Annotated in this window: 20 protein-coding genes; 14 read left to right on the forward strand and 6 right to left on the reverse strand. The window is 39.3% G+C overall.

Annotated elements, in window-relative coordinates:
* The first annotated feature begins 176 nt into the window (after window positions 1-176).
* From N2257_06725 to N2257_06760, 8 genes are all read left to right on the forward strand, one after another.
* Complete coding sequence (locus tag N2257_06725) at window positions 177-752, forward strand: rhodanese-like domain-containing protein (GenBank protein ID MCX7794079.1); 576 nt, start codon at window positions 177-179, stop codon at window positions 750-752.
* A gap of 72 nt (window positions 753-824) precedes the next feature.
* Complete coding sequence (locus N2257_06730) at window positions 825-1,523, forward strand: rhodanese-like domain-containing protein (GenBank protein MCX7794080.1); 699 nt, start codon at window positions 825-827, stop codon at window positions 1,521-1,523.
* A 214-nt stretch (window positions 1,524-1,737) separates the two neighbouring features.
* Window positions 1,738-1,992, forward strand: coding sequence for a zf-TFIIB domain-containing protein (locus tag N2257_06735; GenBank protein ID MCX7794081.1), 255 nt, complete (start codon window positions 1,738-1,740; stop codon window positions 1,990-1,992).
* 2 nt (window positions 1,993-1,994) lie between these two features.
* Entirely contained in the window at window positions 1,995-2,231 is a 237-nt protein-coding gene (locus N2257_06740; protein MCX7794082.1) for a PGPGW domain-containing protein, read from the forward strand.
* A 17-nt stretch (window positions 2,232-2,248) separates the two neighbouring features.
* Window positions 2,249-4,945, forward strand: a complete 2,697-nt coding sequence (locus tag N2257_06745) for a cation-translocating P-type ATPase (GenBank protein MCX7794083.1) — start codon at window positions 2,249-2,251, stop codon at window positions 4,943-4,945.
* A gap of 62 nt (window positions 4,946-5,007) precedes the next feature.
* Entirely contained in the window at window positions 5,008-5,883 is an 876-nt protein-coding gene (locus N2257_06750) for a phosphoribosylaminoimidazolesuccinocarboxamide synthase (protein ID MCX7794084.1), read from the forward strand.
* Complete coding sequence (locus tag N2257_06755; protein MCX7794085.1) at window positions 5,880-7,064, forward strand: DUF1343 domain-containing protein; 1,185 nt, start codon at window positions 5,880-5,882, stop codon at window positions 7,062-7,064. Before N2257_06750 ends, N2257_06755 begins: the two co-directional genes overlap by 4 nt.
* Window positions 7,054-8,892, forward strand: coding sequence for a phosphotransferase (locus tag N2257_06760; GenBank protein ID MCX7794086.1), 1,839 nt, complete (start codon window positions 7,054-7,056; stop codon window positions 8,890-8,892). The genes N2257_06755 and N2257_06760 overlap by 11 nt, the downstream gene beginning before the upstream one ends.
* A 131-nt stretch (window positions 8,893-9,023) precedes the next feature.
* Here the strand turns inward: N2257_06760 and N2257_06765 are convergent, their stop codons facing one another.
* From N2257_06765 to extKL, 4 genes are read right to left on the reverse strand one after another with little or no spacing between them, the layout of a single operon-like run.
* Window positions 9,024-9,911, reverse strand: coding sequence for a M28 family peptidase (locus N2257_06765; protein ID MCX7794087.1), 888 nt, complete (start codon window positions 9,909-9,911; stop codon window positions 9,024-9,026).
* Window positions 9,901-10,359: a tRNA adenosine(34) deaminase TadA gene (gene tadA / locus N2257_06770; protein ID MCX7794088.1), complete on the reverse strand. Its 459-nt coding sequence runs from the start codon at window positions 10,357-10,359 to the stop codon at window positions 9,901-9,903. The genes N2257_06765 and tadA overlap by 11 nt, the downstream gene beginning before the upstream one ends.
* A 60-nt stretch (window positions 10,360-10,419) precedes the next feature.
* Window positions 10,420-10,770 carry a hypothetical protein gene (locus N2257_06775; protein ID MCX7794089.1) on the reverse strand — a complete coding sequence of 117 codons (351 nt, stop codon included), beginning with the start codon at window positions 10,768-10,770 and terminating at the stop codon, window positions 10,420-10,422.
* A 27-nt stretch (window positions 10,771-10,797) separates the two neighbouring features.
* Window positions 10,798-11,721, reverse strand: a complete 924-nt coding sequence (extKL, locus tag N2257_06780) for a multiheme c-type cytochrome ExtKL (GenBank protein ID MCX7794090.1) — start codon at window positions 11,719-11,721, stop codon at window positions 10,798-10,800.
* A 136-nt stretch (window positions 11,722-11,857) separates the two neighbouring features.
* Between extKL and N2257_06785 the strand changes: the two genes are divergently transcribed.
* From N2257_06785 to N2257_06810, 6 genes are all read left to right on the forward strand, one after another.
* A complete protein-coding gene (locus tag N2257_06785) occupies window positions 11,858-13,858 on the forward strand; it encodes a monovalent cation:proton antiporter-2 (CPA2) family protein (protein MCX7794091.1) in 2,001 nt (666 codons plus the stop codon).
* A gap of 8 nt (window positions 13,859-13,866) precedes the next feature.
* The gene (locus N2257_06790; protein ID MCX7794092.1) at window positions 13,867-14,865 is read left to right on the forward strand and encodes a hypothetical protein; all 999 of its coding nucleotides are present in this window, start codon (window positions 13,867-13,869) and stop codon (window positions 14,863-14,865) included.
* 46 nt (window positions 14,866-14,911) lie between these two features.
* Window positions 14,912-16,705 carry a KUP/HAK/KT family potassium transporter gene (locus N2257_06795; protein MCX7794093.1) on the forward strand — a complete coding sequence of 598 codons (1,794 nt, stop codon included), beginning with the start codon at window positions 14,912-14,914 and terminating at the stop codon, window positions 16,703-16,705.
* Between the two features lie 85 nt (window positions 16,706-16,790).
* Window positions 16,791-17,402, forward strand: coding sequence for an FmdE family protein (locus N2257_06800; GenBank protein ID MCX7794094.1), 612 nt, complete (start codon window positions 16,791-16,793; stop codon window positions 17,400-17,402).
* A gap of 146 nt (window positions 17,403-17,548) precedes the next feature.
* Entirely contained in the window at window positions 17,549-17,920 is a 372-nt protein-coding gene (locus N2257_06805) for a winged helix-turn-helix domain-containing protein (GenBank protein ID MCX7794095.1), read from the forward strand.
* A complete protein-coding gene (locus tag N2257_06810) occupies window positions 17,886-19,043 on the forward strand; it encodes a molybdopterin-binding protein (protein ID MCX7794096.1) in 1,158 nt (385 codons plus the stop codon). The genes N2257_06805 and N2257_06810 overlap by 35 nt, the downstream gene beginning before the upstream one ends.
* Before the next feature lie 25 nt (window positions 19,044-19,068).
* On the opposite strand, the gene N2257_06815 is transcribed toward N2257_06810, so the two are convergent.
* Both N2257_06815 and N2257_06820 read right to left on the reverse strand, forming a co-directional pair.
* The gene (locus tag N2257_06815) at window positions 19,069-19,488 is read right to left on the reverse strand and encodes a hypothetical protein (GenBank protein ID MCX7794097.1); all 420 of its coding nucleotides are present in this window, start codon (window positions 19,486-19,488) and stop codon (window positions 19,069-19,071) included.
* 593 nt (window positions 19,489-20,081) lie between these two features.
* Window positions 20,082-20,449 (reverse strand): 4Fe-4S binding protein (locus N2257_06820; GenBank protein ID MCX7794098.1); only part of this gene is annotated, 368 nt, incomplete at its 5' end.

Raw genomic sequence — 20,449 nt, forward strand, 5'->3', positions numbered from 1 at the left:
AATTCATTGTTAATTATGGAGGATACACCCTTTTTTCTTTAATTTTCAATTTTACACAGAAAATTTTACATTACCTAAATAGTATCATTGTTGCAAAATTTATAAAATTTTAATTATATTTATATAAAGTTCTACCTCTAGGTAGAGATATAATTATGATTAAGAAAGGAGGAACCATGAAGAGATTGGGCTTATTTTTAATATTTCTAGTTGCATTGACTGTGATAGCCCTGCCAGTCTTTTCCCAGACTGATAAGCCTAAGATTGCACCAATCTGCAAACAGTGCCATGCACCTGATGAAAAGGTTCTAAGAGGATCATTCGTAAATGTTTCTCAAAAAGCCGGGACAATACAGGTCCAGATAGGTCCTGCTGCCTGGATTGTGAAATATGATGATAATACAAAGGTAATCGGAGCTGAAAAGATTACCAAGATAGCAAAGGAAAAAGAGGTTGCTATTGAGATTGAAGAAAGACAGGGACAGCTCTATGCAAAAACAGTTTCAGTAAAACCACCTGCCAGGGTTCCAGAGGAAAAACTTATTAGTGTTGAGGAACTGTCAAAACTCATTGAGCTCGGTCCTGAGAAGGGTAAATTCTTTTTAGTAGATTCAAGGCCAGCTCCTCGCTATCATGAGGGACATATTCCTTATGCTGTATCAATCTATGATGCTGAATTTGATAAGCACATAGATAAGCTTCCAAAGGACAAGGATATACTTTTGATATTCTATTGCGGTGGTGTGACCTGAAGGCTGAGTCCTAACTCTGCCAGTAAGGCAGAGAGACTCGGATATAAGAATGTTAAGGTCTTTCATGATGGCATGCCTGAATGGAAAAAGGCAGGCAAACTTGTCTTATCCACTATAAACTTTGTAAAGGACAATCTTGACAAGGATATACCTCAGGTGCTGATAGATCTGAGACCGTTAGAAGAGGCAATAAAGGGCCATATTCCTGGCGCTGTGTCCGTACCTGCTGATAGGATTGTTACCATGAAGGATAAATTTCCTGCTGATAAAAAGGCACCAATTATTTTGTACAGCACTGACACTGGCTCTTCAATTGAAGCCTTCAGCATTGTAAGGGCATGGGGTTATACAAATGCTACTGTTTTAAAGGATGGAATAGAGGCCTGGAAAAAGGCAGGGTACAGTATTTCACAGGGTAAACCTGCTGAAGTCATAGTTTATGTTCCAAAACCAAGACCAGGTGAGATACTCATCGAAGAGTTCAAACAGATTGCTGAAACACTTCCTCCTGACAAGTTTATACTTGATGTAAGGGATGAAGATGAGGCAATGCATGGAATGCTCAGAGGAGCAAAGAACATCCCAACACAGGAAATACCTGAAAGACTTTCAGAAATACCTAAGGACAAGGAGATTATCACGCACTGTGTAACAGGCGTGAGGGCCGAGATGGCCTATCATATTCTTAAAGAAGCTGGCTATAAAGTTAGATTCCTAAACGCAAATATTAAAATTGACAAAGATGGAAAATACGAGATCAGCAAAGAATAGTCTTGAATAAGAAGCAGGTTTTAAAGTATAATTCTTTAAAAGATAAAGGGGAGTAGCCTTAAAGAGTAGTATCGTCAGCACGGCTAATGCCCGGTACTGCTCGTCGCACCAAACGACAGGCAAGACCTTTATCACAGGCAAACTGTGGTAAAGGTCTTTTTTATTGATAAAAGTTTTTCCATCTTATAGTCACATAAATTCAAGGAGGTATGAGATGAAGTGTCCAAGATGTAATGATGAACTGATAGAGACAGTAAAACACGGTGTTGTACTGGACCACTGTCCTTCCTGCGGTGGTCTATGGCTTGACAAAGGTGAGCTTGCAAAGATCATAAACCATATTAAACAGGCCGAGGCTTCACTTGATGAAGAATTCAGGCCTTTATGGAAAGAAAAACATGATTATTATGAAAAATATAGGTATAAAAAGAAATCAACCTTTGAAAGGATATTTGATCTCTTTGATTAAAGATGAATAAACTTGTGCTTACAACAATAAGACAGGTAAGGAGACTGATTATTGCCGTAATCGGATTTACTGTTCTTGCAATTGGACTTGCAATGATTGTATTACCAGGACCTGCCTTTATTGTAATTCCCCTAGGTCTTGGAATTCTTGGCATTGAATTTATCTGGGCAAGAAAATTACTGGACAGGATTAAATCAAGGATAAACAGAAAAAATCCAGAACAATCAATATTAAGATAAATTTAGGAGATATTATTATGCACTGGTATCAGAAAGATTTGAAACAGATTTTTGAAGAACTCAAAACTTCTCCTCAGGGTCTCTCCTCAGAAGAGGCGGCGAGTCGTCTTGAGCAGTTCGGTCCAAATGAGCTCAAGGAGAAGAAGAAAAGATCTCCTATGATGATGTTCTTTGATCAATTTAAGGATTTCATGATCCTTGTTCTTATTGCAGCCGCAATCATTTCCGGAATTGTTGGAGATCTTATAGATACAGTTGCAATAGTCGTAATTGTAATACTCAATGCCATAATCGGCTTTATTCAGGAGTACAGGGCTGAAAAGGCAATGGCAGCACTTAAGAAGATGGCTGCACCTGTTGCAACTGTAAGAAGAGACGGAATGGCTGTAAATATACCTGCATCACAACTTACACCCGGTGATGTTGTAATACTTGAGGCTGGTAAGGTTGTACCGGCTGATATGAGATTGATTGAAAGTGCTCAGCTAAAAGTAGATGAGGCTGTTCTGACCGGTGAGTCTGTGCCTGTTGAAAAGCATTCGAGAACCCTTCATGATGAGCATCTGCCCATAGGTGACAGGAAAAACATGGTTTATAAAGGTACTGTGGTAACTTACGGTCGCGGTATTGGAGTAGTCACAGGAACGGGTATGGAGACAGAAATTGGCAGGATTGCCAGCATGCTACAGGAAGAAGAGGAGGCAAAAACACCTCTTCAAAAAAGGCTGGCTGTCTTTGGCCAGAAGCTTTCAATCTCTGCAATTGCTATTTGCGGGCTTCTTTTTGCTATAGGTATTCTCCGGGGAGAAGAGATACTTTTGATGTTTATGACAGCTTTAACTTTGATAGTTGCTGCTGTACCTGAGGCACTGCCTGCAGTTGTGACCATTTCCCTTGCCCTTGGTGCTAAAAAGATGGTAAAGCAGAATGTTCTTATAAGGAAACTGGCTGCTGTGGAAACACTTGGCTCTGTTACTTACATCTGCTCTGATAAAACAGGAACGCTTACATTGAATAAAATGAGTGTAGTAGAAATATGGGTGAATAGAAAAATTTACAACCTAGAAAATCATAATGTAAAGGAGAAATTTATATATCAGCAACAAACCCCATTCTACCAATTTATGACTGCCCTTGCTCTCAGTAATGATGCACAAATGGTCTCAGATGGAAGTCTTATTGGAGATCCAACAGAAACAGCACTTTATAAAATTGCTCAGGAGTTCGGATTTCACAAAAGGGATCTTGAAAAAATCTTACCACGCGCGGCAGAAATACCTTTTGATTCAGATAGAAAATGTATGACAACTATACATAGACTGACACAGGATATAGTTGAAGGAATACAAAGCCTGCATGAACAGTCCAGGTTATTTGAAAATGCTCAGTTTATCTCTTTCACTAAGGGCGCAATTGAGGTGCTTCTTGACAGGTCAATAAACATTATAACCTCTGAAGGTCTACAGCCACTTGTGAAGGATGAAATACTAAGTGTAAGCGAGAAGATGTCAGCAGATGGTCTCAGGGTTCTTGGAATAGCTATGAGGACATGGAATGTACTCCCTGAGAATCTATCATATGAAGATGTTGAAGCAGGCCTTACAATTCTGGGCCTTGTAGGATTGATGGATCCTCCAAGAGAAGAGGCTAAGGAAGCAGTTAGGATATGTAAAACGGCAGGGATAAAACCTGTTATGATAACAGGTGACCATCCGCTTACTGCAAAGGCAATAGCAAAAAGACTTGATATCATAGAAGATAACGGAAAGGTATTAATCACAGGAAGTGAACTTGACAGGCTATCCTTAGAGGATTTTGAAGATAGAGTTGAGCATATAAGGGTTTACGCAAGAGTAGCTCCTGAACAGAAGCTTAAGATAGTCAAAGCATTACAGGATAAAGGGCAGTTTGTTGCCATGACAGGGGATGGTGTTAATGATGCTCCTGCTCTTAAAAAGGCAGATATTGGTATTGCTATGGGTATTACAGGTACAGATGTGGCTAAACAGGCTGCCCATATGGTTTTACTTGATGATAATTTTGCCACTATTGTTAATGCTGTGAAGGAGGGAAGGAGGATATTTGATGGCATAACCAAGATGATTCGTTATATATTATCAACAAATTCCGGAGAGATTATGCTTCTGTTTTTTGCTCCCTTATTCAACCTTCCGATGCCTTTGTTGCCCATTCATATACTCTGGCTCAATCTCATAACAGATGGGCTTCCGAGCCTTGCTTTTGCAGCAGGACCTCCTGAACCTGATATTATGAAAAGGCCTCCCAAGAACCCGAAAGAGGGTATCCTTACCTCAAGCATGATAACCGGGATACTTTGGGTAGGATTTCTTTTAGCGAGTGTAGGAATAATGCTCCAGGCAATCACCCTAAATAATGGTTTCAATACAAAATGGCAGACCATGCTCTTTACCTTTATGTGCTTGGCAGAGCTTGGAGCTGCCCTTGCACTTACATCTGAGAAGCAGTCATTTTTCAAAATGCCCCTTAGAGAGATAAAGGCTATGATAGCTGCTGTTATATTCACTTTCCTGTTACAGATGTCAATAATCTATGTGCCCTTCTTCAATCCTATATTCAAGACAGAGCCGCTCACAATAAATGAATTACTTTTTACAATTGCTATTTCATCTACTGTATTTATTGCTATTGAGATAGAAAAGTACTTTAAACGTAAAATGAGCTCTTCCTTTTGAAATGATAAAATGATATAATTGCTTTTTCTATAAAAAAATGTTTTTTGAGAAAGGAGGTTGCTATGTCAATTGTTACCCGGACAGAGATTTCAGAAATCAGACTTCTAAAAAGAGGAAAGGTAAGGGATATTTATGAGATCGATGATGCTCTTTTAATTATTGCTACTGACAGAGTTTCTGCTTTTGATGTAGTACTGCCTGATCCTATACCTGATAAGGGAAGGGTGCTTACACAGATTTCCATTTACTGGTTCAATCAGATGAAGGATATTATCGAAAACCACATCATTGCAACTGATGTAAAGGATTATCCTCAGGAGCTTCACAAATACAGAGAGCTACTTGAGGGTAGAAGCATGCTTGTTAAGAAAGCAAAACCCCTTACTGTTGAGTGCATTGTGCGAGGTTATTTATCCGGAAGTGGCTGGAAGGAATACAAGGAAAAAGGCACTGTTTGCGGTATAAAACTGCCGTCAGGGCTTCTGGAGTCTTCAAAACTTGAAGAACCCATATTCACACCAAGCACAAAGGCTGAAGAGGGCCATGATGTAAATATAACCTTTGAGGAGATGGAGAAGATCGTTGGTGAAGAACTTGCTCAGAAACTCAGAGATATAAGTCTCAGGATTTACAAAAAGGCAAGAGATATGGCTGAAAAAAAGGGTATCATAATAGCTGATACAAAGATGGAATTCGGTATACATGATGGAAAATTGATATTAATAGATGAACTTCTTACACCTGATTCATCAAGATTCTGGTCAATCAGAGATTACCAGCCTGGCCGGGCTCAGGACAGTTATGACAAACAGATAGTCCGTGATTATCTAATCTCGATAAAATGGGATAAGAAACCACCAGCTCCAAATCTTCCGGCAGAGATTATAGAAAGGACATCTCAGAGGTATAAAGAGATACTGAAGATACTTACAGAATGAAAATACCGGTATTAACAGGGCTTGATCTCATTTTGAAGTCCTGGCCAAGAAGATTTAATAATGCCAGAGTGGGTCTTCTAATAAATCCTGCTTCAGTAAACAGAAGACTCATTCATGCAATAGAGATATTTTTTAGTTCTAAAAAGTGGAAATTGATAGCCCTCTTCGGTCCACAGCATGGTCTTTGGGCTCAGACTCAGGATAATATGATTGAATGGGAAGGCTTTGTTGATAAAAAAACAGGCCTTCCTGTTTATAGCCTTTATGGAAAGACAAGAAAACCCCTTCCTGAGATGCTAAATGGTATAGATGTCTTTGTTGCTGACCTGCAGGATATAGGTTCAAGATACTACACCTTTATCTGGACCATGTGTTTGTGCATGGAGGCCTGTGAGGAGCAGGGAAAATCCTTTGTAGTCCTTGACAGACCAAATCCAGTTAATGGAATTTATATAGAAGGTCCTGTTCTTGATATTAATTACTCTTCCTTTGTTGGTCTAAAGCCTCTACCGGTAAGACATGGAATGACCATCGGAGAGATAGCCTTATACCTTAAAAAAGAGTTTTATCCTTCACTTGATCTTCAAATAATAAAAATGAGCGGTTGGAAGAGAAGGCAGTGGTTTGACCAGACAGGCCTTCCCTGGGTAATGCCCTCTCCAAATATGCCCACCCTTGAGACAGCAACAGTCTATCCAGGGATGTGCCTTCTTGAAGGTACAAATGTAAGTGAGGGTAGAGGTACTACAAGACCTTTTGAGATCTTTGGTGCACCTTTTATTGAACCGGAGAGATTGGTAAAAAGACTGGAGGAATTCAGGCTTCAAGGTCTTATCTTTAGACCTTTATTTTTTGAGCCAACATTTCATAAGTATACAGGTCAGTTGTGTGGTGGTGCCCAGATCCATGTAACAGATAGAAAGAGATTCAAATCCTTTAAGACCGGTATCGCTATACTTAAAGCTCTTTATGAACTCTATCCTGAACAATTTAGGTGGAGAAAACCTCCCTATGAATACGAATCAGAGAAGCTTCCAATAGATATTCTTACCGGTTCGCATAAACTGAGAAGTTTTATTGAGGCCGGAAAAAAACTTGAAGAGATGGAAGAATGGTGGCAGACAGAAGTTAAAGCATTTGATAAAAATGTGAGAAAAAAGTACCTTCTCTATGAAGATTAATGCTTTTATACTCGCAGCAGGACTCGGTGAAAGGCTGAGACCTCTTACAGAGAGTATTCCTAAACCACTTTTACCTTTATTCGGTAGACCTGTTCTTGACCGTATTATTGAGAGGATAAGTGCACTTAATCCTGAAAAAATCGGGATCAATCTTCATCACAGGGCCTTCATGATTAAGGAGTGGCTTGATAGGCATCCTTTAAGATATAAGATAGATATATTTTATGAATATCCTCTTTATGGTACTGGTGGAGCTTTAAAGAATGCTGAATTTTTTTTAAGAGAATCAACCTTTATAGTCCATAACTCCGATATTATCACGGATACCGATCTTAAAGGTCTGCTTGATTTTCACTTTTCATCCAGAAACATTGGAACGCTTGTTGTCCATAATTATCCCAGGTTTAATAACCTTGTTGTCTCTAATGGTCTTTTAAAAGGATTAAGTTCTTGCGGAATAGAGGGAAAATTAATGGCCTTTACTGGCATAGCTATATACGAGCCGGAATTTCTTAGATTACTACCTCTCGGTTATTCCTCTGTAACAGAGGCCTGGCTCAAGGCAATTGAGTATGGATATTCTGTAGGAGTATATGATATTACTGGTGCCTACTGGAGTGATATAGGGACTCCTGAATCCTATGCGAAAACCATATATGAACTTTTGAAGATAGATGGCGAAAGCCTGTATATATCTTCATCAGTATGCACTGATCATGTGGAAATGAAGGGATTTGTCTCTATAGAATCAGGTGTGAAATTAAAAAAAGGAATTTCTCTAAGAAATGCTCTTGTCTTAAACGGCGAGGTTTCAGGTTCAATAGAAAATGCCATAACAGGCTATGGATTTACATTAAAAGTAAAAGAGAATGGATTGTTTAGTCTTCCGTACCTTATTGGAACAGGTGGCTCTGACAGAAGATATTACAGGCTTGGAGATGGAAGGGTATTGATGGAGTCTGAGCCTGATGATCCTGAATTTAAGAGATATATTGAATATTCAAGATTTTTTTTCGAACAGGGAATCAGGGTAGCAAGATTATTAAATTACAATGAAGAAAAGAATACAGCTTTTTTTGAGGATCTTGGAGATATAAGTCTCTACAGCTGGCTAAAGGGTAAAAGGGATAGGTACCTTATAGAGGATATGTATAAAAAGGTTCTCGATATTCTTGTCCAGATTCATGCCATCATGCCTGATGAATCTACTCCTTCATTTAGGGTATTTGACTATGAACACTTCAGATGGGAGACAGGATATTTTACTGAGAGATTCCTGAGACCAATTGCTGGAATTGATATTGATAGGGATTTAGAAAGGGAATTTCACGAGCTTGCTCTTATTGCAGACTCTTATCCAAAGAGGCTTATACACAGGGACTTTCAATCCCAGAATATTATGATAAAGAATGAAATACCCTATATAATTGACTATCAGGGTTCGAGGATCGGACCACCTGGATATGACCTTGCCTCCTTATTATGGGATCCCTATTACAGACTTGAAGATGTTCTGAGAGAGAAACTGATTAAATATTACATAGAAAGGGCTGAGATTATAATTCCAGATTTTAATAAAGAACTTTTTATTGAGTCACTTCCTGTAATGAAGCTCCAGAGACACATGCAGGCCCTCGGTGCCTACGGTTTTCTGTCAATGGTAAAGGGAAAGAAATATTTCATGAAACATGTACCTGAGGCCTTGAGGTTATTAAGAGAGGATATTGTAACATTAAAGGAAAGATTTAAGAATATTAACAGAATGATTGAAAGGATTAATTTTTGTATTATAATAAAGCATACCGATTACCAAGGAAAAGAGACTTAATATTAACTATTATAAACTCCTTCCAGATGTAGCACCCTCTCTCTTACTCAAAAGACTGTTAGAGCTGGAGAGCTTGAGTCCTCTGTGCTGAAGGGTTTTAAGATAAAGCTTGAAGATATATTCCAGATGCCTTAGAACTTTCTGGTATCAATACAGAAGCCGATCACCGCTCCTGCTACATCTGCCATAAAATCAATATCCAGTTTTTCTGATGTATCACCTGGTGTGTGGTAATGAGGATTCCTGAACATGGCTGTATCTGTAAGCATAAGTGCCTGAAATCCTTTGTCCCAAAAGGGTGAGTGATCGCTAAAGCGGGATTCAGGGATAAGATAACCATTGAGGGGCACAGCTTTAGAGATTGTCTTAAGTGATGGTACATTTTTTCTTGCTGATTGCTCAAAGGACTTCATTAAAGGAATTGACCTTCTGTTACTGACTATTCCGAGGAAATCTCCTCTGTCAGGACCTTTTACTAATGAAGGAAGGAGCTGGCTTCCTTCAGACCTGTTTATATATCCTACAGATTCAAGTATTACAGCCCTGTATCTAAATCCCCTTTTTTTCATTTCACTCACAAAATATTTACTTCCGATAAGAAAATTCCATGTCTCTAGCTGAGGTTCTTCAAGGGTAAAGGCAACAAATTTGATATTTTCTGCACAGGAGCTCTTTCTTATTATCCTTGCGACCTCCATCATTACAGCTACACCACTTGCATTGTCATCAGCACCAGGAGACCCATAGGCAGCATCATAATGAGCGCCAATAAGCAACCACTCCTTTTTTGAATTTATGCCATTCAGGGTAGCAATTATATTTCTGTAAGTTCTGTTACCGAACAGAAAGTTCTGCTCTTCTACAGTATAATCATATTCGGAAAAAAGGGTTTTGATATAATCAGCCCTTTTTTCAAGTTCTTCATAATTCCACCATCCATGTCTCATACCTTCAACTGAGTGAAGGATACTCTTAATATTTTCTCTGCTAACATCACCAATCATGGTTTCAGAAGTCATTTTTCCTCAATTTTTTAAAAAAATCTTTAAGAATTCTTTTGCATTCCTCCTCCATCACTCCTCCTATTACCTCTACCTGATGGTTGAGCCTCTGGTCGTTCAGAACATTATAGAGACTTTTTACAGCTCCACCTTTGGGGTCATCACATCCGTAAACAAGTCTCTTTATCCTTGCATTTAGTATCGCTCCTGCACACATTATGCATGGCTCTTTGGTTACATATATGGTTGCTTCCTCAAGTCTCCAGTTGTTTATTTTCCTGCAGGCTTCTTTTATAGCGATAAGCTCAGCATGGGCTGTAGCATCAGGAAGGCTTTCTTTCTGATTATGTGCCCTCGCGATGACTTTTCCATCTAAAACAATAACTGCACCAACAGGTACTTCTTCTTTTTCAGATGCCTTTAATGCCTCCTCTATGGCAAATTTAATGAAATCCAGGTCAGTCATGAATTAGTATATCAGAATCTTTTAGATGGAAAGGGAGGGCATTGCCCTCCCTCAGTATTTTCATTTGCCGGTCTTTGAAAGGCTTATGCGCTTTGAATACCTCTGCCAGAGGAATGGACTGTCTGTTTTTGTACCAAAAGGCAGATACCACAGCTCTACATCAATATCCAGATCATAGGAGAGGATTTTACGTACAGGCTTGCCACCCTCCATAGTCTCTTCAGCCGGGAATGGTATCTCGAATTTTTCTGAAAGAGTCTTATGGGGCGGAAGGCTAGAATCTCTGATTATTCCGCTTTTTTCATAAGGGCCTCTACCCATCCTGTCACCCCTTCCCAGCTGCTGGGGTACAGGCATGTAGATCTTTGATGCCCTGAATACCTCTTTTCCATCAGGTGTTTTTGCGGTCACTTCCAGGACCACCCTGTTTGGAGTTGGTCAGCCATCCGGAATGGCATGTCCTGCTTTATTCGTGATATCAACCTCAACAAATGCTTGAGGAACAATCTTTGCACCATCCCGCCAGTAAAGACCGTAGGCGTTAACATAGAAATCCACTGCAAGTCTCTGCATCTCAGGCGATCTGTAACTCTCCATATCATGACCGAGTCCGCTCTTTCTCATATGACAGTCCTGACAGTCCTCTGTGCCACCTTCTGCCCTGTATGACCAGAGATAGCTTCCATAAAGGGTACCGCACTGGGAAGGGTTGTCAAGCTCAAAATTCGGTCCAAGTCCGTGACACTGACCGCAGATTATGGACTCTCCTATAATCGGGCTTGTCTTTAATTTTGGATGTTCTGGCGAAGGATGGAAGCCATCCTTTGAGCCATAAACAGCATTTTTTTCCGGATAACCGTCAACCCATTTATGTACTATTGCATTTCTCTGATGACAGATAAGGCAGTTGATGTTAAGTTTTTTGAGCACTGCTTCTGCTTTTTCTGACTCTGCTGGACTTCCCTCTATAAAGGCATAGACATTTTTGATTATCTCCTGTGCTACACTGTCCTCTGCTTCTTCGAGCTGGGGGAGATGGCATTTCATGCATATCATGAGATGTTTTACCTTAACATCCTCAGGTTTTTTAACACCTGAATAAGGCCATTCCATAAGACCGTTAATGACAGTGGTTCTAAGAGTTGCCGCTGTTCTGCCTGTTCCAAATATGGAGCGTGAGTGCAATGACTTTTCCCATTCAAGATAGATCTTTTCGTGGCAGGTCTTACAGCCTGTTGAATCATACCTCTTTATAAGCTCATCAATGGTTTTTGCCTTTTTGATTTCTTCTGAAATGGCGGTGCCTGGTATATATAATAGGGAGATAAAGATCAATATGATTAAGTACTTGATAACCTTCATTAATACCTCCTACAATAATTTAACTGGCATGAAAAAGTTCTGTTCACCTCCTTTCCGCCTGATTTTGAAATGATAATCACTATTATTAATTCAAGTCAAGTTATGATTTTAGAACAAGATGTGATAACATACATGTATGGAATTTCTTAAATTAATAGTCATAATCTTTGGTGTATCCCTTCTGGTTGTGATGCTTTTTCATAGGTTGAGACTTCCTTCAATTATTGGATTTTTAATATCTGGCATAATAATCGGACCCCATGGTATTGGAATTATAAAAGATACTCACGCAATTGAGACCCTGGCAGAGATTGGCGTTATTCTTCTCCTCTTTACTGTTGGTATAGAATTTTCTCTTGAAAAACTTCTTAGAATGAAAAAGGTTGTCCTGGGTGCCGGTCTAATCCAGGTGGTATCTGCTATTCTGCTGAGTTCCTTACTTTCCTATGCTGTTGGTTTAAGCCTGAAAACCTCCCTTCTTTTCGGAGCACTTATATCCCTCAGCAGCACAGCCATTGTTCTTAAGTTATTCTCTGACAGGGCAGAGCTTGACACACCACATGGAAGACTGGGTACAGGCATTCTTATTTTTCAGGACCTCTGTGTTGTCCCTTTCATGCTTTTTATACCCCTGCTTTCAGGTGAAGAGGTTAGAATTACAGAAATATTCATAAAGCTCTCCAAAGCAGTTTTTATTATATTAATGGTTCTTCTCAGTGCAAGATGGCTTGTGCCTTTCATACTTTATCAGATAGTAAAAACAAAGAGCAGAGAACTTTTTATTACATCCATTATAGTTATCTGTCTGGGTATAGCCTTTATTACATCAAGATTCGGTCTTTCTTTTGCCCTTGGAGCCTTTATTGCGGGCCTCATAATATCTGAATCAGAATATTCCCATCAGGCTACAGCTGATATACTGCCATTTAAGGAAAGCTTCATGGCATTATTTTTTATATCTATTGGAATGCTTATGGATATGGAAGTCCTTTCAGGAAATTGCCTTAATATAGCCCTGACAATCCTCTTTATAATAATCCTGAAAATCATTACCACTACAGGTGCTGGTATTATTATTGGTAAACCTTTAAGAACCTCTATTATTACTGGACTTGCACTTTTCCAGGTAGGAGAGTTTTCCTTTGTTCTTGCAAATCAGGCAAGGGCTCTTAATCTTATGTCCTTTGAGTTTTATCAGATATTTTTGTCATCTGCTGTGATTACCATGTTATTAACTCCCTTTACGATAATCTTTGCACCCGCCCTGTCTGGATTTTTAACAGGAAGTAATATTATCAGACGTGCCTTGAGGATAAAAAAATTTTCAGAGTCAGAGGGTTATCCAAGAAAAAAGCACGACCATGTAGTAATAATCGGTTTTGGACTTAACGGAAGGAATCTTGCGAGGGTTCTGAGGGAAGCCGGGATTCCTTATGTGATACTGGATATGAATATTGATACAGTTATGGAGATGAAAAAGAGAGGTGAGCCTATATATTATGGTGATGGAACATCAAAGGAGATTTTAGAAAAACTCGGTGTAAAAAGAGCGAAAATCCTTGTTATAGCCATATCCGATCCTGTATCCACGAGGGCTATAGTTTCGATAGCAAGACAGGAAAATCCATCACTATTTATAATTGTAAGGACAAGGTATGTTATAGAGGTTGATGAATTAAAGAAGCTCGGTGCTGATGAAGTAATACCTGAAGAGTTTGAGACATCCATTGAAATATTTTCAAGGGTACTCCATAAATATAATGTTCCGAGAAACGTTATCTTTGAATTCATTGAAGGAATAAGGCGGGACAGTTACAGTGCCTTGAGAAAAGTTGAGCTTCCACAGAGGCATCTTGCTGAAAGGGTTGATATTTTAAAAATAATAGAGACCGAGACCTTTCTAATTAAGGACACATCTCCTGCAAAGGGACATTCCATAAAGGAACTGAATCTCAGAGCACAGACAGGTGCCTCTATAATAGCAATTCAGAGAGGTGATGAGATATTTCAGAATCCATCACCTGATTTTGTGCTTCAGGACGGAGATATTGTACTTCTTATTGGAAAAAGGTCTGATATAGAGAAGGCAATAGAGTATTTAGATTCAGGAAGTTTTGTTATATCAAAATATCATTGAGGTGGACTATGCTTTTATGGCTGGCTTTCATTACAGCAACAGCAGTAATTTTTTACTGTGGTACCAGACTTTCAAGATACGGAGATATCATTGCTGAGAAATCCGGACTCGGAAGGACATGGATAGGAGTTGTCCTTATGGCATCGGTAACATCCCTTCCCGAGCTTGTCACAGGTATAAGCTCCGTTACCTATGCCAGGGTTCCGGATATAGCAGTTGGTGATGTTCTTGGAAGCTGTGTTTTTAATCTTCTTATTCTCTCATCATTGGATGCCATATATAAGCCCGCACCCCTATCTTCAAGAGCCCATCATGGTCATGTTCTTTCCGCAGGATTTGGAATATTACTTTTAAGCATTGTCGTAGGTTCACTCCTTCTACAGGAGCATATTACACCGGTCGGCTGGATCGGGCCTTATACTTTGTTATTTATACTTATATATTTTGTTGCAATGAGATTAATATATTACTATGAAAAGAGGCAGATCAATGCCTTTGTAAAGGAGATGGCTTTGGAATTAAGATATAAGGAGGTTCCTTATAAAAAAGCAATATTAAACTATGCAATCAATGCATTCTTTGTTATAACTGCTGCAATTTTTCTTCCCAGAATCGGGGAGGGTATAGCAGAAGTAACAGGTCTGGGGCAGACCTTTGTCGGGAATATATTTATAGCACTGTCCACATCTATGCCAGAAGTAGTTGTTTCCTTTGCTGCTGTAAGGATGGGAGCACTAGACCTTGCAATTGGTAATCTTTTCGGAAGCAATATTTTTAATATATTTATACTTGCCCTTGATGATATCTTTTTTACACAGGGGCCGCTTCTCTCTTATGTAAATAAGGCTCATATATTACCTGCTGTGGCTGCAATAGTAATGACTTCGGTTGCTATAATAGGTCTTACCTACAGAGCTGAAAAAAAAGGACTCTTGCTGGCATGGGATTCTCTTTTTATGGCACTTATATATCTAATAAACTTAATGCTTCTTTACATGGTAAGATAGATTGCCTTACTATGTTTGAATTTTTTATGCTATAGCTTAAAATCTCATGTCTGGAATAATAAAGGCACTGGGAATAGTTTTCGGTGATATAGGCACAAGTCCTATATATACTATCACAGTTGTCTTCTTAATACTTGAGCCTACTGAGGCAAATGTTATCGGTGTTCTTTCATTGATCTTCTGGACACTGGTTTTTCTACCCACCATTCAATACAATGTCCTTGCAATGAGCCTGAGTATCAGAGGTGAGGGAGGTACTATAGTCCTTGCTGAGATATTTAAATCCCTTCTAAAATCAGTAAAATCAAAAACAGCAGTAGCCCTTCTTTCTTTTATAGGTGTTTCCCTCCTCATGGGTGATGGCGTAATAACACCAGCTATAAGTATTCTCAGCGCTGTTGAGGGTTCGGCTCTTATTCCAGGACTGGAGGGCATATCCCAGACAGTTATTGTTTTAATATCAATATTGATAGCAATCCTTCTTTTTGCCTTCCAGAGAAAGGGCACAGAGAGGGTTGCCTTTTCGTTCGGTCCTGTTATGGTAATATGGTTTCTATGCCTTTTGATCCTGGGTATTAATTTCATACTTAAAAATCCATCAGTCTTGAAGGCTATTAACCCTTTGTATGCCATAGAATTTCTCATTAATAACGGATGGAAGGGTTACCTGATACTTGGTGAGGTTATACTCTGTGCAACCGGTAGTGAGGCCATGTACGCAGACATGGGCCACCTCGGCTCAAGACCCATAAGGGAGGCATGGGTTTTTGTATTTACAGCCCTCACCATAAATTATTTCGGCCAGGGAGCCTTTCTTCTCAGCCATCCAGAAGCGAAAAATGTGCTTTTTGAAATGGCTCTAAACACAGTACCTCTTCTTTACGTGCCCTTTCTTTTACTTAGTATATCAGCTACCATCATAGCCTCTCAGGCAATGATAAGCGGGATGTTCAGCATCGTCTATCAGGCAATAACTACAAGAATTATGCCTGTTTTTAAGATTGATTATACATCAAAAGAATTGAGATCCCAGATATACATAGGCAGTGTGAACTGGTTTCTTCTTATAGCAGTTATATTTATCATGATTGAGTTCGGTCAGTCTTCAAAACTTGCAGCTGCCTATGGACTTGCTGTGACAGGAGACATGACAATAACAGGTCTTGCAATGATAAGCATATTCATTCTTAAAAAGAGGTACATTCCTGCTTTTTTAGCCTTTATTGTGACATTGATTGATATTACCTATTTCAGTTCAACACTTCATAAGATTCCCCATGGTGGTTACTGGTCTCTGGTTCTTGCCTTCTTTCCTCTGGTGATGATACTCCTTTTTACAGAGGGCCAGAAAAGGCTTTACAGATTTATGAATTTCATGCCGAAGGATGAATTTATATTAAAATTTGAAAGGGTCTACAGAACAAATCCCAGGATTCCTGGCACAGCCCTTTTTCTCTTAAAGGATGTCAATGAAATTCCGGCTTATATTGTTGAGACCATGTTTTTTCACGGAATTATCTATGAAGAAAATATATTTCTTTCCATTGTAAGAAGACCTGATCCATTTGGTGTAACAGGATTTTTTAAAGAGGACCTGTGCTGCGGTATAAGGGTCTTCGAGATACATATGGGTTACATGGAGGTTGTTAATGTTGAGGAGATATTGAGGGAAAACGGTATTGAAGAAAGGGCTATATTTTATGGGCTTGAAGACATTAGCGCAAAAGGTCTTATCTGGAAGGCTTATTCTACTATAAAGAGGATAACGCCAACATTTGTAAGTTTCTTTCAGCTTCCACCTAAGAAACTCCATGGTGTGCTTACAAGAATAGAGATGTAAAAATGATATATCGATTAAAATATTAAGGAGAAATTACCATAAAATTAACATAAAATTTACAATGAAAAAGGTTAATAATAAAATTATGAAAGATATTCTGGTTTTTGAGAGACTTCTTAAGGACTCCGTTAGGATTCACGGTCATCTCTGTCCGGGTCAGGTCATTGGTGTCAGGATGGCTTTACTTGGTTTATCACTTATAGGCATTGATGATCCAAAGGGGCACGACAGAAAAAAACTTATTGTATTTGTTGAGATGGACAGATGTGCTACGGATGCAGTCCAGAGTGTTACAGGATGCAGTCTTGGAAAAAGGACTCTTAAGTTCATCGATTATGGAAAAATGGCAGCAACCTTTTTAAATCTGAGAACCGGAAAGGCCGTAAGGGTGATAGCAAAGGAAGAGGCAAAGGAGAAGGCAATGATATATTTCCAGGATGTAGAAGATAGATATAAGGCACAGATTGAGGCATACAAAATAATGTCTGATGATGAACTTTTTGAGACAATGCCTGTAGTTGTCAGGCTCAGGCCCGAAGATATGCCCGGAAGAATTTTAAGAAGGACTAAGTGTGAAGTATGCGGTGAATATATACAGGATATGAGGGAGGTTAATATTGACGGAAAGACATTATGCAGACCATGTGCTGAGGGAGGTTACTATATTGTGGAAGACCATGCACTAACGATTCTGTAGTACCTATTAATAGATTTGCCGAGAAAAATATTCTGGTTACACAGAGTATTAATTATAATTCAAGATCCATAGATAAGGATGAAGTTGTACGTGTGGTATCTGATAAAACAAATTTAATAAACGTTATGCAAAAATGTCATAACGATATGGAGATTAAATCAAAGATCTGGATAGAGGTAGATGGAGCTCCGGTTTTTGGAAGGGGAAGGAGGTTTCTTCTGCAGGCAATCGATAGATATGGTTCAATCAACCGGGCAGCAAGAGAAATAAATATTTCTTACAGAAAGGCATGGAGTTATATAAAATCGATGGAAGAGAGACTGGGAATAAAATTGGTTGAGCGCCGTGCGGGCGGGAAAAACGGAGGCGGAGCCAGACTTACTGATAAGGCAAAGGAATTCTTAAGGAGATACGAAGTCCTTGAAGAAGGTATTAGAGAGATAGTAGACAGGAGATTCAAGAAAATTTTTCCCGGGGGTATATATGTGCGAAATAAAAGAGGAGAGAAAAAATATTAGGACAATACCTCTTTCAGAGGCTGTCGGTACAGTCCTTGCCCATGATATTACAGAGATAAGAGAGGGATTCAAGGGAAGGGCTTTCAAAAAAGGTCATATTATAAGAGAAGAAGACATTGAGCACCTGAGGAGGCTGGGCAAGGAACATCTCTATGTACTAAACATAGGACCTGATGATGTCCATGAGGATGAGGCAGCCCTTACTATTGCAGAGGCACTTATTGGTGAAGGAGTTGAACTTGAAGGAGAGCCAAAGGAAGGAAGGGTCAATATGATTGCTGCACGGGATGGTCTTCTGAAGATAAACAGGGAAGTCCTTCTGAATTTTAACACGCTCGGAGAGGTCATGTGTGCAACATTACATAACAATACAGTTGTAAGAAAAGGTCAGGTCATTGCCGGCACGAGGGCAATTCCACTTATTGTAAAGCGAGAGATCGTTGATAGGGCTGTCAGCATTTTAGAAAGCTGCAAATCTAAAAATCAATCTGGTGTTATTGAGGTCAAGAGATTAAAAAGACCGAGGGCAGGCGTGGTTATTACAGGTAATGAGGTCTATTATGGAAGGATTAAAGATGCCTTTGCACCCGTTATAATAAAAAAGATAGAGGAATATAAAGGTGAGATAGTCGGTATCTCTTACGCACCTGATGATGTTAATTTCATAGAAGCCAGACTTAGAGAGTTTATTTATAGAGGTGCAGACCTTCTTATTACTACCGGAGGAATGTCAGTTGACCCAGATGATGTTACAAGGTTTGCCGTAGCCAGGCTCGGTGCAATCGAGATGGCCTATGGTTCAGCAGTGCTTCCAGGAGCAATGTTCCTTGTAGCATATATCAGACCGGTAGACCGGCAGATCAGCAGAGCAGCAGAAAATAGTGAAGCAAATAGTTCATTAAATACTACTGAGCTATCTCATTGTTCTTCAGTGGAATCCATCCCCCTTATAGGTATCCCGGCATGTGCTATGTATCATAAGACTACAGTATTTGATATAATTCTACCAAGGATTCTTGCAGGTGAAAGGATTGGCAGATACGAGCTTGCAGAACTCGGACACGGAGGACTCTGCCTAAACTGTAAGGAATGTAGATTCCCCTTATGTCCATTTGGAAAATGAGGTGGCGCGCAGTAATTACTTTTATCTATTTTGGTGGAAAATTATCAGGGTTTATTACAAACCATACATTATTAACACCCTGTCCATTTGTATCTCCTGCTTTTTTATCATTAAAAAAGTAATAGAGTGGATAACCCCTGAAGGTTGTCTGCTTCTTGCCATCTTCCCTGGTGATTGTTCCGAAATCTTCTGCTTTTAAACCTTTTGGAGGCACAATGCTCTCACGGTAATACAAGGGCCATCTTTCAAGACAGGGTCCCGTGCATGTGCTTTTTCCTGGAGCATCTTTTTTGAACCAGTAAAGTGTTTTACCCTCAGCATCTGTAAGATATTTTCCTAATCCCTCCTTTTCCTGAATCTTAATCGCATGGTCCATAGCGCTGACTGCGTATATTGCTAAAAACAGGAAGGAGAACACAGCCATATTTAGAAGAAACCTTTTCATTGCTTTCCTCCTTTCTGCGCCACCCCTGCTTTAAGTATATCACAGAAACCCGGGGTAGTAAATCATGTAATTTTTAAAATTTTTATTGTGTAAGTGTAAGAGAACAAACAAGTATAGCCGTACCAAGGCAGTAAAGTATTCTATAAATTCATTGATTAACCTTTTCGGTGAGAGTGGCACCTCCCCAAGTTTGAATCTCATCCTCGAATAAAGAGTGTGCCCCAGAGTAAAAGACTCATACCCGAGACTTGGAGCAGTTTTATAGTATTTGCTGATACAGGTCCTATAAATTTTTGGAGAAGGATACCAGCTAAATAACCGACTGCAGTAAACAAAATAACCAGAAGTAAGGAGTCGAAGAAAGCCCGGCTTACCACAAAAGCTTTTTCTTTTTTGATACCAGAGTTTAAAATAATTTCTTTATTATAAACAGTTTCTTTAAAATTTCTCCGATTTAATTAATAATAGCAAAATACTGGAAAAGTAAATCCCGACCTTTTTAAGAATAGAATAAGCAATTGCCATTGAAATTCTCTATTAGGCTTTATCTTTTTGAGTTCACAAAATTTTCGAAATCCTTATTAGTCTTTACACTAAATATTTTCCACCATCTCCCATACACCGCAAGGGCATATCCCGGCACAGAATCCACAGCCTATGCATTTATCATCATCAACAATGTATTCATAGGAGCCGTCTCCATGCTCGATCCTCTGAATTGCTCCCCAATAACAGGCATATTCACACATGTGGCAATCCCTGCAAGTACCACAGGAAAGACACCTGTCAGCTTCTTTCTGCGGATCGGTAAAGTCAGTTCTGCAGATATCATAATACTCTGTTCTGATCCTTTCGTAGGGGATTAAACTCTTCCTTTCAAAAGAGTAGGGTGCTGACATAAGCCTTGTGTGAACGTGCTCTGCAACGACCCTTCCATGCCCTATTGCATGGGTAACAAGCC

This window comes from Thermodesulfovibrionales bacterium, assembly GCA_026417875.1.
Lineage (GTDB): Bacteria > Nitrospirota > Thermodesulfovibrionia > Thermodesulfovibrionales > CALJEL01 > CALJEL01.